The sequence below is a fragment of the Bradyrhizobium sp. MI1.3 genome, from assembly GCF_055811695.1.
This window is the reverse complement of record NZ_JBVVPQ010000015.1, coordinates 143,523-158,049: the sequence shown is the minus strand read 5'-3', so window position 1 is coordinate 158,049 and position 14,527 is coordinate 143,523. Positions and strand designations below refer to the sequence as shown.

The following is a 14,527-nucleotide window of genomic DNA, read 5'->3' as shown; positions in this document are numbered from 1 at the left end:
CGAGGGAAACCGAATGAGGCGAGTCTTGTCCGCCGTCGGCGTTCTCACATTCAACATCATTACTGCAACGGGGCGATCGCTGCTTGTATCTCATTCGCGAATGCTTGGTCAGTCTGGGCAGCCATACGAGCGACCTGCGCGAGTCCCGCCACGATCGCGCGCATCTGATCCTTGGTTGTCGCGGGGTCTTTCAGAAGCGAGATCAGGCCAGGCACTGTCGTGGGATCGGAGGCACCGAGATCGCGCACTCGCGAGATTAGCTGAGGACCGCCGCTCGGATATTGCAGCAAAAGACTGGGAGGAGAACCCTTGAAATCTGAAATAACTTGGGATGGTAACTGCCGCTGTGGGGGATAAACAGCTGCATTGGCGGACATGGAAATCGCCGTGGCTAGCGCCGCAGCGGCGACTGTATGAAGCGCAAACTTGACAAAGCTCATAAATATGCCTCCAAAACATTAACCACCCCACCGGGGCGAATAACTGTGCACTGCGGAATTTATCTCAATACAGTTCAGGTGTCCACTTAACCTAAAAACTTCGTAAACGCGGCAACTGCTTCAAAATTAGACACCTTTTGCGATATCCGTGGCGGAGAGATTATGACTTCTTTCGCGTACCGCCCTCGACTGACGGCGATTTGTTGGCCCATCGGATGGAAATCTGCCTATGCGAAATGATTGCGCTAAACCAGCACCAAAAAGCGCGAAGAATGGAATGCTGTAGCCTGCAATCTGCAACGTGAAGTCCAGACAAGAATGTAAGACCGATAGGATGGCTGTCGCACCGGCCGCCAGCGGAATGATAGCGTCGCGCCTCCGCCCAGAAGCGCCGCGCACTAAAACGGCGAATAAAACCGTCCAAGCGAGAGCTATCAGAAGTGTCATCGGGATCCCGACCTCCGATGCGAGTTCGAGGGGCGTCGAATGCGCGGTATCCCAGATGCCTCGTGCCGAGATTTTTGGGCTGCGATAGAGGGGGAATGCCCATTGGAATGTTCCGATACCCGTGCCGAACCACGGATTGTCAGCAATAATCCGAAGCGTGGATTTCCAGGCCTCGATGCGGCCCTCGTCGACCAGGCCCTGGCTGTCGAACCGGCTGGAGACCTGACCACCGAGGAGCTGGAGCAAGCCCAGCGCGACGACGACACCTGATCCGAGGGCGATCCAGATGCCGGTGCGCGGCGGCAAATCTCTTCTTAGAAAAACCGTCGTCGAGATGATCATCGCGAGCAGCGATAGGCCGACGCCGGCGCGAGAGGTCGTCATGAACATGGCCATCAGGCAGATCAGCAGGCTTGCGAGCTGCGGCACGATGTCTATCGGAGGAATCGCCCGCAAATCGAGCGGCAGACGCCGCCACTCGATATGCCGCTCGGGGAGACGGCGACGAATGTTCTCGAGGATCAAGAGCGTCCAGATCACCGCACACGAGCCGAAATACGCTGCCGCCGTGTTGCGGTTGATAAACGTGCCGGTGACGCTGCCGAGATAAAATTGCTTATCCCTCCATAAGATCATGGTGGGCTCGATCAGGAACGACAGCACACCGTACAGGGCGTAGAGCGCACCGGAAATCGCGATCACCCAAAGCAGTCTTCGGGCGCGAGCGCGATCGGCGCCGACGGTGATCCCGAGCAGGATCGCGAGAATATTGGCAAGCGGTGCGCCCAACGCAAAGAATGCCTCGTTCTTCACAATCGAGGCCGAGGGAGCGATCGGCACATCCAAGAGCTCGGAAGCTTTCTTCCAGATTGGATGAAACGGTGCGACCCACGGATGGTCGGAAAGCTGCTCGTGCAGCACGAAGGCATAGCCAGCAACGATGACGCCGATGCCTGCAATCAGCCAGACATGCTGTCGTCGCAAGTCACGCGTCGGAGTGAAAATCAGCGCAATCCCGAGACACAGGCACCAGAACGCAATCGAGAGGTCGTTGGTCGAGCCAAAAGGAAGAGGCGCGGTGGCTACAACGAAACATAGAACGAATGCGGCCGGAAGGCTCCACGACCAGGGTATATGAGGAAGCCGAACGCGCATCATCGTTAAGAGTAGCCTTCGTTCTAAAAGAAACAATCGATCGGATAGATCTTCAAATCCACGTTCAAACGGCTGTTACGGGTCTGCGCCCGAAAGGCATAGAATAGCCCAAGATCGTCACTCCCCGAATCGAGTTTTATTCCAGGTGTTAATTCGTCGGGCGGGACCAGAAGGCCGATGTGACGGTTGATGCCGGAAATCTCAACCCGCCCCTCTCCTTCGCCAAAGCGCCCCCGAAGTTGGGTGACCGTCACTTTCGGCAGGCCGCGCCGCTGATGGCAGACGTCCTCCTCCCACAATTTGGTCTGCTGGACCAGCGGCTTGTCAGTTTTGTCAGGGACAACAGCATCCGGGAAGGATGGATGCAGCATCCCGAAGAAGCGACTCTCTTTGGCGTTCGCCGACAATCGGACGGTGAATGAAACTTCGCCCTTAGCCCCCCGGAGGCGCTGAAAGATCGGCGCATCGGGCTCGGCTGAGACCACCACGTCGATCCGGTGGCGGACTCCGAACTCCGCAGCCGCGCCGGCAGCCTGTTCGAGCAGAACAGGGCCCGCGATGATGAGCGTTAGAGAACGCCAGAATGCTTGCCGTCGAAAGCGCATGAAGCCTCGCAACCGCGCGGGGTGACCGATCACCGGTGAGCCTTGCTCGGTGGTGCCTTGATCCAAACGCGAACAGCACCCGCCTCGATCGCTCAACGCAAATGGCACCGGGACAAAGCCCCGGTGCCATCGTTTTGGTCGATCAAGTTGGCCCCGCCTTACGGCGCCAGCTTGACGTTGTTGCGGAAGATCAGCGCGTCGTTCGAGAGGTTCACGGCATCGCTGCCGGTCGCCATGATCACCCGGAGGAAGGTCAGGAACTTCGTGACCTCGACGTTGCGCGAGTTCGAGACGTAGATGATGTCCTGGTTCTTCATCATGACCTTGGTGGCGAGGAAGAAGCCGCCCGGATCGCGGAAGTTCACGTTGAAGATGACCGGGATCGTCTCGGTTGTGTACTTGCTGACGTCGATGCCAAGCTGGGCGGCAACCTCGCGCGGCTCGCGGCGGTAGAGATAGACGGACGCCGGATCAGCCTGGCCATCCAGGAGACCTCCGGCCTTGCCGACAGCCTCGCCAAGGTTGATGCGCCACGCATCGAAGTTGAACTCGCCGCTCTGTCCGCTGGCACCGAACGCGAGGAACTTCTGCTGTTCGCGATAGACATAGACGCTGTCGTCCGGACGAACATAGATATTGTTCTCCGGGCTCATGACCAGATTCTCGAACGGCACGGTTGCCCGCTTGCCGGCACGCTCCAGCATGACCCAGGTCTCAAAGCCCTGGCCCTTGATGCCGCCAGCGCGCGTAATCGCATCGAGTACCTTATCCTTCGCGCCCGCGGCGCTCGCCGGATAGCGCGCCGGCGAGTTGACCTCACCGAGCACGCTGATCAGCTGGGTCCGCTGCGAGGACATCGCAACCACGACCTGCGGCTCAATGGCGCGGTTGGAGATCTTCTCAACGATCGCGCGCTGAATTTGGACCGCAGTGAGGCCTGCCGCCTTGATCTGACCGGCATACGGCACGGTGATGAAGCCGTCGTTGTCGACAGCCTGGTCCGGTATCGTCACGAAGTTACCGGGGCGGACACCGGCTTCGGCCGGGATGAACAGACCACCCGCGGCAGCTTCGAAGATGGTCACGCTGACGACGTCACCGATCCCGAACACGATGCTGGCCGGCGGCCGTTTGTCCGTGAACGCCCCCGCGAGACCCTTCGGTTCATGGGTGTGCAGAATGTTGACCGTCGCCGGATTAATCGGCACGAGCTCGTATGCCGGCGCGCTTGCCGTCTGAATGTGGTTGTTCACGTCATCCGTTAACGGTCCCGAGCCGGGATTGGTCGAGCAGGCGCCAAGCGCCAAGCCGACACTCAAAAGCGCCAGCTTCAAAACACGAGTCGTCACAAATGCATGCATGAAGGCGCCCGGTGGTTCCCCAATTGACTCAATTGGTACGGTGCGCGGCGAACTGCGACAAGCCTTCGCAGCTCAAATGGCCGTTTGACAGAGCGATCTGACGGGGAGTGTTGCGTTTGCGCAACTTGGAGGAACCGGCATTAACCCTTTGTGACGGTTTGTTATATTCGGTGTGCGCGCTAAGGAGGCAATCGCCTAGGGAACTGGCGCCTCCCCTGCCGGCCAAGCCTCTGCTAGGAGTTCAGCTTGATGCTCAAAAAACGAGGCTTCTGACGTGACGCTCTTCGCAATCGCAGCATTGTCTTTAACCTTAGGCTCGCAAGCCGCATGTACGGCTAAGTCGGCTTTCGAGATCGCTTGCTTAAGGCCGCCCCTGATCCGCGTCGCTGGCCAGGCCTCTGGGTCCGTCTGGAAGTTTAGCCGGACCCAAGGTCCCAAGGAGGGGGAGAGCTTCGCCGCCATTACCAAGACCGCGGAGACAATGCAGTCTGATCCCGATTTTGCCGGCTTGATCGTCCGCTGTGCGCCCCATGGCAAGATCGACGTGCTGGTGGCCCTGATCCGCCCCTTCCCGCCCAGAAGCCACCCCAAGGTCACGATCGCCTCCGCCACAGGAGGCGCCGTGACCGTCGAGGCCAGCATGGCAGCGGCCGGCGCTGCCGTCCTCCTGCCGGACGAAGTTTCCGCCTTCGCCGCTGGTAAGTGGCAGACGACGCCCTCGCTTTCTGTGGTAGTCAAGGAAGGCGACAGTGAAATCAAAGGCGTGGTGGCTTTGAACGGGCTTCGCGAAGCCTATAATTCTCTGGCGGCAAGTTGCGGCCAATAGACAAAATTTAGCCATACGACTTAAGGGTCTTTTTAGGGTGGGGAACCTAAGGTCAGGAGCACGGAGTGTTTCGGATGACCGAGGTTTTGATCTTCAGCTTTCTGGTAGGCGCAGTTCTGGGCCAACGCTTTCGCGTCCTGGTGCTCCTGCCGCTGACCTTCGTCATGCTCCTCGCCGCGATCCCGGTCGGCTGGATGGCCAATCTGAGCTTTCTCGATGGTCTGAAGGGCGTAGCGCTCGCGGCCATCGCGCTCCAGGCCGGTTATCTCTTTGGCTCGGCCGCCCGCTTTGCTCTCGCCGCGGGTCGTGCCGCCCGCGTGTTTGCCCGTCCGCTCAAGACCGCCCGCTGACCTCCTCTGTGGCGCATCAATCCGTCTGATCCCGCAGGCGACGCTTCGTTGATCTGGGGTTGGGCTGGGAGCTGCGTGGGCTGCAGAGCTCTGTTTGAAAACTTGCCTCCGGCTTGTATGGTGGCCTGACCCTTTCAGGATTCCTTCCAGGCGCACGTTTGTCCTTCGCTTATTTTGCCCTCATCGTTTGCGTTGTTTCTGCATCCGCTCTCGACATTGCCGGCGCCAAATTCGGCGTTCAGCTCGGGATGACGGCGACGGCCCTGGGGCTATTTGCAGCGGTCTTCAGCGCACGAAAGGCCGACTACGAGCACTATCTGCGGGCCACCGTCTGGGGCCGCTGGGTCCTGATCGCTATTCCCCTCTGCATCGCAGCCCAGCTGGCGCCGCTGTGGCTGAGTTGGGCGCATCCGATCTGGGCGAGCAGCCACGATGCTCTGGGTGGCCTGTCGCTTGGGCCAGTGACGGCGGATCTCGGCCTCACCCTGAATGCGCTGTTGCAAGCGCTTGCAGCGATCTCGTTGCTCAGCGTGACAATCGTCGTGGTCCGTGACCGCAGCCGTGCCGAACTGGTGCTGTTTGTGCTGAGCGGGGTAACGGCGGTCTCGGCTCTGCCCCTGGATTTGCGCCCGCTCTCGTCCGCCCTTGCAACCGCCGTCCCTTCCGACCTGGCGACAACGATGGCCGGTCTTGGCGTTATGCTTAATCTGGCCGTCATGCAGCTGGCCGCCGAGCGGGCCGAAACGCGCCACTCGCTCGTTCGGTCGGTCGCCATCGGCCTTTGCGGCCTCGTGGGCGCTCTAACCAGCGCAGTTGCGGTTTTTGGCTTGTCCGGGACGAACAGCGCGATCGCCGCGGGCTTTGGCCTCGTGCTGATCTTGCTGATCCTTGTCATTCGAAGGATCGACCTATCGCCGTTGGCCGCTGGCGCACTGTCCTTAGCCGCGCTGGTCGGAGCGATGATTGTCCTGAGCTTCCTGTTCGAAAAGAATGCAGGGCCGATTCTTTTGCGACTCGTCCCGGATGCGGGGGCCGAAACCAGAGCCGCGCTGGAGCGAATGTTGGCCGACACCAGATGGTTTGGTGCGGGCGCAGGCACCTTTTCGGCCGTTGGCAGGATCTACCAAAGCGATGCCGGCGCGGCTTTGACGGCGCCCTCGACGGCTTTTGCCATCTTCGCGGATACCGGATGGATCGGCTTTTCCGCCGCGCTGCTGGCGGGCATGTTGGCTTTGGGACGTTTGTTTTTGGGGGCTTTGCAGCGCGGCCGCGACTCGTTCTTCCCTGCGGCGGCCGCGGCCTGCCTTGTCTTCGCGCTGGTTGAGAGCTTCGCTGGTTCAGGACTGCTGCATCCTGCAGCAATCCTTTGCCTGTCAACAATCGTGGGACTCGGATTGTCCCAAAGCATCACCCAGTCCGCACGCGGCACCGGTCATTAGTCGCTCGTCGTTAGACGTCGCGATCAGCGAGTGACGCCCAGTAGGTCGGGTTCTTGGGCATTTGGATGCGAACCCACCGATAGGACTTTTTCGACCACGGCAGGATGTGCCCGGTGAGGTTATCCAGCACGAGATCGCCGGAGAACGTGCGCACCACGACCACGAGATGATGCTCACCCCAGGTCGTCACGACCTCGCTGAGCAACACCGATCGCGCCGGGAAGCCCTTGGCAATCAGATCGTGGCGTTTTGTCACGGCATAGTCGTTGCAGTCGCCGCTGGTGGGATGCAGCAGCCATTTCTCGCCGCGCAGCCCCTCCAAATTGGGCTCAGGTCGGATCGCGCTGTTGACCCGCCGATTGACCTCCTGAAGCTGGGCCATGCGCTCGGCTGTAAGCTTGAGACGTCCGCCCCTGAACACGATTTGCTGCGGTCGCGGCTTACACTCGCCCTCGTACTTCAGGCAAAAGATCGTGAATGCCATCGGCGCCAGGGTCGGCTGGTCGAACTTGATGTACTGGATGGCGCCGCGCAACGCCGACGGCGCGCCGACAAAGGCGGCCTCGGCCTTGTGTTGAGCCGCCCCAGCCAACAGAGCAGCGGCAATCGCCAGGAACTTTAAAGTGTTGCGCATGTCGCGCTCCCCATTTCTTGTTGGGGAAACGCTACGCGAGACGTCTTGAAATCCGGCTCAAAAGCCGAGCAATCCTTTAATCAAAACCGCCGCGACTCCGTTAGAAACAATTAAGAATACCGACGCGTAACTTGTTCTGCTATGAGCGATCATGCCCTGCATTTTTGACGCCAGACCCGATTCGATTAGCTGATGGGCCTTTCCAAGCGCTTTCGCAAGAACATCAAGCCTCGGCTTCCCGATGGCGTGAGGATCTATGCCATCGGCGATGTGCACGGACGCGCCGACCTGCTTCAGTCGCTCTTAACCGTCATCGACGCCGACCTTGCCCGCTCCGCTCCCGAACGAGCGATTCAGGTGTTTCTTGGCGACTATGTCGACCGAGGCCCGGACTCGCGCGCCGTGATTGATCTCCTGATCGAGCGCTCGAAGTCGCATGAGACAGTGTGCCTCAAAGGCAATCACGAGGTGTTCCTGCTCGAGGTCCTCAAGGACCCGGCACGCCTGGATGAATGGCGTCGCTACGGCGGCCTGCTGACTCTCGTTTCCTACGGCATCAACCCGACGATGAATCCCACGCCGGAGCAGCAGATTGAGCTGATCGAAGGGTTGAGGCAGGCGCTTCCGCCGGAGCATCTTTCGTTTCTTCAGCAGCTCCGCCCGTCCTTCGCGTGTGGCGACTTCTTCTTTGTGCACGCCGGCGTGAAGCCGGGCGTCGCCCTGGAACGTCAAAAGGAGGAGGACCTGCTCTGGATCCGCGAGGAATTCCTCGAGTCCGAAAGACGCTTCGGCAAATATGTCGTCCACGGCCATACCCCGGTCAGCGTCCCGGATATCCGCTCGAACCGGATCAACATCGACACCGGCGCTTACGCGACCGGCAACTTGACCTTGCTCACAATCCAGGGCGATAGTCTGCTCGCAATTTAGGGCTTTTGCAGAGTTGCTGGCCGACTCCCGCGCCTTCCACGCGGACATCGAAATTCATCATGAGCCGCATGATCTTGCTTCGCATCATTGGCGCCTGCATCGCAGTGATGTTGCTGCTTTACGCAGCATTGGGCTTTTACGGCGACCTCACGCGGTCGAACTTTCGGGCGAGCGATTTGTTCTTGGGCGAGTTTCCGCCCGAGAAGGTCAAGGTAGCCGCTTCGGGCGTTCTGGCGCCCCTTTCATTGGACGGCGACTTGCTGGCGAATTATGCGGCGGCCAAAGCCGCGGATTTTCTTCACCATCCTGCAGCCGATGCGACCAGCAGGGCCACCGAGAACAAGGCGGCCCAGGATGCGGTTGTTGCGGCCCTGAAAGTATCGCCCATTCGGCCCGCGCTCTGGCTCACGCTCGGCACGCTGAAGGCGCAGGCGGGCGAGCCGGTGACCCCTGCAGTGAAAATGTCTTACTTGACCGGCGCGGTGCCGATCGCCGTCGCCTTCGCACGGCTCCAAACCGTCACCTCGAGCGCGGCGGCCGCCGACGAAGAGATCAAGCTGCTGGCGCAATCGGACGTTCGCTCGGCGCTTGCCAACCGCTCGCGCTACGAGCAGCTCCTGATCGCTGCCTACCTGCAGGCCACGCCGCAGGGCAAGTCCCTGCTTCTGGAGACCACGCAGGGGACCGATCCGAAGTTCAATCAGATTTTGCGGCGGTACTGAGCCTTCGAGCGCGACTTAGCCCGCTGGTTCGTCGTCAATTTCAACGCGTCGCTTTTGGCGCGATCGGCACAAAATCCTGCTCGCGGCGCGGTTGATCCGGTCGCCCCTGGTAGACGAACATGCCCTTCTTGGTCGAGACGATGTCGCCACGCTGCAGGCTGTCATCGTTGAGGAGACGTTCGGTCGCGACAAGATCCGGATCCTCCGGGACCGGTTTATAGAGCTCGGGATGGTCCCGCCGCTCGCGCGAGAGCTCCTTGGATCTTCGCCGCGCATCTTCGATACGCTGACGCCATTCGTCACGGCTGACTTCCGGCTCGCTTGGCGGAAGATAGTCGTTGACCGAGGGCTCCGGGTCGGTCTGGGCAAAACACGAGGGGGGATTGGCGAGACCGAAGCCGATCGCACCGGCAACGGTCAGGACCGCTCCAGACAGCGGCCCAAGCCGCCTTGCATGAGCTAGTGAGGTGTGGGGTCGCGCGGTTCGCACGCTGTAACTCCAGGGCAGAGCAACAAGAACGAGCAAGAGCCGGAAACGTCTCGTCCACTCCATTCAATGTATACGTTTGCCGATTGCACGAAAGCCAAATCGCGGGCAAGCTTCGTGCTTTAGCGCGCGAGGGTATTGACCAGTGGTCCGCAACATTACTTGCCTGGTTCTGGTGATCTTTTTGGGGACTCACTTTGCAACGGCAGGCCAGATCGAATACCCGCAAGTGATCCATACGCAATACGAAGCCGTTGATCAGAAGGCCGGCGGTCACTTCGTGCTGTGGTCAGAGCGGGAAAAGATCTTCTATGGCCTCGACCAGAAGCTTTTCCCGGGAGCTCGGTTTGTCGACATCACCCAGGTAACCCCAAGCGTGGGGTCGATCACGCTGACCTATGTCGAGGTGCGGACCGTCAGCAGCACGACCTCGGACTATTTGTATCTGGCGGGAAATGTCCGCTTCCGCGTCAGTGGAATGGCGCTCAAAGCCAGCAACTTCCCCACCGGCGGCGGAATGACACCCAACGCACAGTAGCCAGACTAGCGCCTGCTCGACCCACTCCCCCGCGTTCTGCTTCCATAATAGGGGCGTGCGCGCCCCCCGCTCACCAGAGGCGGCTGAATCTGGCTCGGGATATTCTGCGTAGCCGTGCTCGGCGCAGGCTGCGAGGGATTGACGATGATGACATTTCGGTTGGGCGTCGACGGATCATTGACCCCCTGGGCCAAAGCGCTTGGACCCCACGTGCTTGCGGTCACAAAAAGCGCAACTGCGGTCAGGACTAATCGTTTCATGAGATGCCTCCCAAGCGAGAACATCGGAGAGGCGATCACCGTTCCTTCACGCTTGCTTGGGCGTCATTGCCGAGGCACGGCGATCAGCTTGCCGTCTCTCCAGACCCCCTGAGCCGCCATCCCGCTCGGCAGCTTGCCCGGCGCCAGGTTCCGGATGGCTGTGGGTCGGGAGGCGCTCTGGGCCGTTTGGGTTTTCTTCGTAGGGGTGGTCACGATGCTGGTGCTCGTCAAATTGGCCTTGTCCTTGGTCCCTTGTGCAAAAGAAGGTTGCACCAGGAGAGCCACAAACGTGAGTGCTATGAAACCGTCGCGCATGATCAAAATACCGGAAAGAGGAGCTCGTCGAACTGTCACAGCTTTCTGCCCAAAAGCAAGCCCCGGAAGCTGTTCGACAAGGGGCTCTTGCAAGGTTGGCGATCAGAGCGGCTTTCGCAGAGATGGGATTTGACGGGGAAATGACTAGCGAAATAGCCTGTTCCGGGTTACTTGATCGGCTTGATGACCGACCCCAGCGACACCGCCGCCGGCGCGCCAAATACGCACGCGATCAAGGCCGGGTTTGTGCGCCTCCTCTCCGGGCGGATTCGCGACATATCCGGCGACCCCCGGCAGATCCGCGAGATCGTATACGAGCTTGCCCGGATCAAGCTTCTGGAACAACTCACCCATGGCGACGCACGGGAATCACGCGAGCTGCAGCAAGTGCTCGAACGCGCCATTCGGGACGTTGAGCTATCATTTGAACGCAGCGAGCGCGACGCGCTGTCAACAGAGCCGAAGTCGGCGCTAGACGCCGCTTCGCATCAGTCGCCACTCGATCCCCCGGGTCCTCAGCCCGTTCTGCATCTGGCGCCCGTTCCGCCTTCGCCGCCCGTGCCGACGGCGGCGGAAACCAGGCGTGGTTCTGTCGCGCGGCCCAGACCGCTCGACCAATCTCAGCGAAGCCGCATCCTCAACTCCCTCATGCGATTAGCCGCCATCCTGGTCATCATTGCCAGCGCCAGCGCCGCGGTTACTTATTGGCCGCGGCTGAGGACGCAATCCCTCGCATTGTGGCAGTCCACGACGCTGTCCAAGCGCACCTCGGCCCCCGAGCCTCAACCCACCGTGGCTGTGACTCCATCGAGCGGTGAGAGCGTCGAACGGACACCGAAGGAGCCGACGCCGGCTGCGCAACCCTCGATGCCGTTGCCGACAGCGTTTGGCGTCTACGCCCTGAGCGAGGGCCAGCTCCAGGAGCTCAAGCCGGTCGCCGGGAAGATTCCGGACCGTCGTGTCGCGATCTCAGCGGCAATCAACACGCCGAGCGCAACGACCCTGACAAGCGGAGATGTCAGCTTCATTGTGTTCAGGCCCGACGGTGGTGTCGATGCAACCGGGACCGAGGTTCGGGTGGTCGCAAAAGTCTCCCGAGCGATGGGCGTCGATGCATCCGGGAAAGCGGCCATGGTCACTGCCGGCGACACCTGGGTCATCCGCAGCATGTCCTACCCTTACAAAGTAGGTCCGGTCGAGGATCAGCCGCGAATGCTATCGCTGCAGCCGGAGCAGGACGGCTTTACGCTTTCGCCGGGTCGCTACGTCGTGGTCGTCAAAGGTATGGGCTATGACTTCACGGTGGCCGGGACGCCGACTGATCCCAACCAATGCGTCGAACGCATCAATGCAACGAACGGCGCTTTCTACTCCCCCTGCCCGCCGCGACGCTAAAGTGGCGCGACGCGTTTCGTTTATTTCTTGGCCTTGGCGTCTTTAGGCGCATCCGCCGGAGCATCATCGACCTTGCCGTTGTTCGCGACGCATTTGCTCAAATAATCGCGCCGCTCCTTGACAGTCCCGGCGCTGCCCGCAGCGGGATTGCCGATTTGCTTTGGGGGAAAGGCCTTGGCCAAAGCTGCGTCGCATGCGCGCGCTACTTCTACCGTGACGGCCGAAGCCGTGACTGGTGCGCCAATAGCCAAAATTAATGCCAATCCCATCGACCTTTGCAAATTTCTGGAGATCACCTGGCTCGCTCCTTCAATCCGTCCGAGAACAGGACGGGACCATATCAAAAAGGACAGAAGAGCCAAACGGCAAAGCGGCGCCGAAATGTCTGGTGGCAGAAGCTGCTCTGCGAGAGATGATGCTTCTCGGGCCGAGATATCCATCGCGCCCGGACCTGCTGCTTTTCACCAGACGGCAGATGCCGAGCCAAAGCCTCGATCCTAGCTATTGAGCTGCGGCGGCTTCAGGTTCGGAAAGCGCGTGAGCATCGCGGTCCTGATAAACCTCAAGTGAGTGATGGTATTTGCCAATTCCTTGAGCCGCCGCTGGCCGTTGGAGATATCGGCGGCAAAGAGATCTTGATGATGGCTGTCGATCGGCTCCCGTTCGAGATATTCATCGGTGCCGTTTCCGAAGGTGACGGATGCACGCGCAAGTGCGTCATCAACGCGTCGTCCGAGGCCGACCTGCTCCCTCTCCGCATCGCGCAATGCCGCATCGATCGCGACCATGACGGCATCGATTCGAACGCGGTCCGTCTCCGCATCGCGCTCGACGGTACGGGCCTTGAAGCCCTTGTCCTCACGGCGGGAGCTGAGAAAGTTGTGTGCGCGCGCTCTCAGGAACAGCTGAAACATTTGGGCCATCCCACGTTCGAGATTTGGACCGCTAACATCGGTCAGACATAGTTAACAAAGCTTGAACCTTGTGGCCGCTCCGCCTGGCTTTGTACGATCCACGCCCGCCAGGCTCCTTCGTGTTTGGAATAGAGCTCACGCCATCGAGCTTCGTCCGCCGCGGCGGCTCCATCGCTCAGACCGATTTCGGCCGCGATTTCAACCGTCTCTCCCGATGTCACATCCAGCGCTTCGAACTCGGCCGTTTCCGGAAGCGACAGCCCTATCAGCACCCGTTTCCCTTGCGCATCAACGAAATACCTGCGGGGCGCGTTGTGCCTTTCAGTCATTCGAATGAGCCTCGTCCATGATCCAAGGACCTGGAAGATCTTTCAGGTGTCGATCATAGTCGCGAACGAAAACCGTCAAAACAAGGATACAAATTATCGCGCTCAACAACGCAATCAGATACGCCATTTACGCCTACCCTAACGCGGGCCCCGGAAAAATCGGGGCGACTAAACTTTCGCTGTCAATCGATATGTTCTAGGTGACGTCGGCTAGGCTCTCAAGAGTTGCGACAAGTTAACCTAACCGTACATGGTTATTTCGATCATGCTACTGAGATCGTCCGGCAAACAGGCCACGCGCGAGATTCCACCATTACGACGGCGACCGACTTCGTCCCGCCCCTGTTGCCGCGGGAGTATAGGGCGCATAGAGACGATATCTTGCCGATCGCTTTCGCGAGCGCCACGCCCTCGCACCATAGCCGCAAGCAAAACCGCCGGCGAAGATCGAACCCAAGACCACGATTGCCAACATTTGAACGTCCCATTTTTCCGGCGCGTTCCTCCCATTGCATTTCATCTTGTCGTTGTGACGACTTCAAGATCGGCGCCGCTGAAAGTTTTGTCAGGCGACGATGAAGCTTGTGCAAGAGTTGATCGAAGTTTGGTCGTCGCCCCGACGGCCGGGGGCCCGGAAAGACCAAAACGTCTCACTGTTGAAGTTAAATCCGGCCGGATGTTAATCCGGGTTCACGTCGACGGCCCCGGTCCATGCAGCCTTCAGAATCGCCGGTCGATAAGTTCGGCTTCGAACCACTCAAAACGCGGCGACGGCCGCTGCTGATCAGCATTGAAATCTCCGTGATAATACGGAGCCACGAAGTCCGGATTAGACGCGTTAAGGTTGAGCGGTTAGCTTAATCCGCGTTGTTTGTTGCGAAGTCTCACCGATCGCTTATCCCATCGCCTCACCGGGCTTCCCCAAGCTCGGCCCCACCCAAGCAAAGCCGTCGAGCGACATGGGTCCGCTTGGCGGCTTTGTCTTTGTCTCGACGAGAGGATGATTTCGGTTATGGCGCGCAAGCCCTGGTCGTTCAAGGAAGACCGCCGGCTGATGGAGTTGGCCAAGTCTTCGGCTTCATTGGAGGAGGCGGCGAAACAGCTCGGACGATCGCCCGATGCGATCAAGCGCATGGCCTTGCGCCTTGGTCTTTCGTTGAAAACGAAGGCGAGGAAAAAGGCCTAGGCGTGCGGCGGTGTTTCGCCAACGACGTCATGGATGACCGCGGGCGCGCGATCTCCGATTCTGACGAAGAACGAATGCGACGTGTTGCTCATCGGACTGGAGCCAGGACTCAAGCCAAGGTGAGACCACCGTCCGCTCGAAAGCCTCGAATTCAGCTGCATGAAATAAACGCGCTCTAACCCTGTTCGCCAGGG

The 14,527-nt window shown here is 59.9% G+C and carries 18 protein-coding genes; 8 read left to right on the top strand and 10 right to left on the bottom strand.

Going from position 1 to position 14,527, the window contains the following annotated elements; translation table 11 throughout:
• Positions 1–59 precede the first annotated feature (59 nt).
• The 4 genes from AC0L3A_RS14040 to AC0L3A_RS14025 all read right to left on the bottom strand — a co-directional run bounded on the left by AC0L3A_RS14040 (position 60) and on the right by AC0L3A_RS14025 (position 4,008).
• Entirely contained in the window at positions 60–440 is a 381-nt protein-coding gene (locus AC0L3A_RS14040; RefSeq protein ID WP_473254594.1) for a hypothetical protein, read from the bottom strand.
• Positions 441–566: 126 nt separating this feature from the next.
• The gene (locus tag AC0L3A_RS14035; protein WP_473254593.1) at positions 567–2,045 is read right to left on the bottom strand and encodes an O-antigen ligase family protein; all 1,479 of its coding nucleotides are present in this window, start codon (positions 2,043–2,045) and stop codon (positions 567–569) included.
• 20 nt (positions 2,046–2,065) lie between these two features.
• Positions 2,066–2,713, bottom strand: a complete 648-nt coding sequence (locus tag AC0L3A_RS14030) for a hypothetical protein (protein ID WP_473254592.1) — start codon at positions 2,711–2,713, stop codon at positions 2,066–2,068.
• A gap of 92 nt (positions 2,714–2,805) precedes the next feature.
• Positions 2,806–4,008 carry a polysaccharide biosynthesis/export family protein gene (locus AC0L3A_RS14025; protein ID WP_473254591.1) on the bottom strand — a complete coding sequence of 401 codons (1,203 nt, stop codon included), beginning with the start codon at positions 4,006–4,008 and terminating at the stop codon, positions 2,806–2,808.
• 481 nt (positions 4,009–4,489) lie between these two features.
• On the opposite strand from AC0L3A_RS14025, the gene AC0L3A_RS14020 reads away from it, so the two are divergent.
• The 3 genes from AC0L3A_RS14020 (at position 4,490) to AC0L3A_RS14010 (ending at position 6,623) form a co-directional block, all read left to right on the top strand.
• Positions 4,490–4,834 carry a hypothetical protein gene (locus AC0L3A_RS14020; RefSeq protein WP_473254590.1) on the top strand — a complete coding sequence of 115 codons (345 nt, stop codon included), beginning with the start codon at positions 4,490–4,492 and terminating at the stop codon, positions 4,832–4,834.
• A gap of 74 nt (positions 4,835–4,908) precedes the next feature.
• Entirely contained in the window at positions 4,909–5,184 is a 276-nt protein-coding gene (locus AC0L3A_RS14015; protein ID WP_473254589.1) for a hypothetical protein, read from the top strand.
• A gap of 158 nt (positions 5,185–5,342) precedes the next feature.
• Positions 5,343–6,623 carry a hypothetical protein gene (locus tag AC0L3A_RS14010; RefSeq protein ID WP_473254587.1) on the top strand — a complete coding sequence of 427 codons (1,281 nt, stop codon included), beginning with the start codon at positions 5,343–5,345 and terminating at the stop codon, positions 6,621–6,623.
• 10 nt (positions 6,624–6,633) lie between these two features.
• Here AC0L3A_RS14010 and AC0L3A_RS14005 read toward each other — a convergent pair whose 3' ends face one another.
• On the bottom strand, positions 6,634–7,257 hold the full coding sequence (locus tag AC0L3A_RS14005) for a transglutaminase-like cysteine peptidase (RefSeq protein ID WP_247402753.1): 624 nt from the start codon (positions 7,255–7,257) through the stop codon (positions 6,634–6,636).
• 192 nt (positions 7,258–7,449) lie between these two features.
• Between AC0L3A_RS14005 and AC0L3A_RS14000 the strand changes: the two genes are divergently transcribed.
• Positions 7,450–8,187, top strand: coding sequence for a metallophosphoesterase family protein (locus AC0L3A_RS14000; protein ID WP_247402757.1), 738 nt, complete (start codon positions 7,450–7,452; stop codon positions 8,185–8,187).
• A 107-nt stretch (positions 8,188–8,294) separates the two neighbouring features.
• Positions 8,295–8,909 (top strand): hypothetical protein, encoded by a 615-nt coding sequence (locus AC0L3A_RS13995; protein ID WP_473254595.1) that lies wholly within the window; start codon positions 8,295–8,297, stop codon positions 8,907–8,909.
• Between the two features lie 40 nt (positions 8,910–8,949).
• On the opposite strand, the gene AC0L3A_RS13990 is transcribed toward AC0L3A_RS13995, so the two are convergent.
• Positions 8,950–9,399, bottom strand: a complete 450-nt coding sequence (locus tag AC0L3A_RS13990) for a hypothetical protein (RefSeq protein WP_473254585.1) — start codon at positions 9,397–9,399, stop codon at positions 8,950–8,952.
• A gap of 142 nt (positions 9,400–9,541) precedes the next feature.
• Here AC0L3A_RS13990 and AC0L3A_RS13985 point away from each other — a divergent pair, with 142 nt between their 5' ends.
• A complete protein-coding gene (locus AC0L3A_RS13985) occupies positions 9,542–9,934 on the top strand; it encodes a hypothetical protein (RefSeq protein WP_473254584.1) in 393 nt (130 codons plus the stop codon).
• A gap of 323 nt (positions 9,935–10,257) precedes the next feature.
• Here AC0L3A_RS13985 and AC0L3A_RS13980 read toward each other — a convergent pair whose 3' ends face one another.
• On the bottom strand, positions 10,258–10,602 hold the full coding sequence (locus AC0L3A_RS13980; RefSeq protein ID WP_473254583.1) for a hypothetical protein: 345 nt from the start codon (positions 10,600–10,602) through the stop codon (positions 10,258–10,260).
• A gap of 90 nt (positions 10,603–10,692) precedes the next feature.
• Between AC0L3A_RS13980 and AC0L3A_RS13975 the strand changes: the two genes are divergently transcribed.
• A complete protein-coding gene (locus AC0L3A_RS13975) occupies positions 10,693–11,904 on the top strand; it encodes a hypothetical protein (protein WP_473254582.1) in 1,212 nt (403 codons plus the stop codon).
• 20 nt (positions 11,905–11,924) lie between these two features.
• Here the strand turns inward: AC0L3A_RS13975 and AC0L3A_RS13970 are convergent, their stop codons facing one another.
• Genes AC0L3A_RS13970 through AC0L3A_RS13960 form a run of 3 tightly spaced genes read right to left on the bottom strand, consistent with a single transcriptional unit; the run spans position 11,925 to position 13,147 of the window.
• A complete protein-coding gene (locus tag AC0L3A_RS13970; protein WP_473254581.1) occupies positions 11,925–12,344 on the bottom strand; it encodes a hypothetical protein in 420 nt (139 codons plus the stop codon).
• A gap of 57 nt (positions 12,345–12,401) precedes the next feature.
• Positions 12,402–12,818 (bottom strand): hypothetical protein, encoded by a 417-nt coding sequence (locus AC0L3A_RS13965; RefSeq protein WP_007595535.1) that lies wholly within the window; start codon positions 12,816–12,818, stop codon positions 12,402–12,404.
• Positions 12,819–12,859: 41 nt separating this feature from the next.
• The gene (locus AC0L3A_RS13960) at positions 12,860–13,147 is read right to left on the bottom strand and encodes a hypothetical protein (protein ID WP_473254580.1); all 288 of its coding nucleotides are present in this window, start codon (positions 13,145–13,147) and stop codon (positions 12,860–12,862) included.
• Between the two features lie 1,012 nt (positions 13,148–14,159).
• Here AC0L3A_RS13960 and AC0L3A_RS13955 point away from each other — a divergent pair.
• Entirely contained in the window at positions 14,160–14,333 is a 174-nt protein-coding gene (locus AC0L3A_RS13955) for a hypothetical protein (RefSeq protein ID WP_162847250.1), read from the top strand.
• The last annotated feature ends 194 nt before the right edge of the window (positions 14,334–14,527 follow it).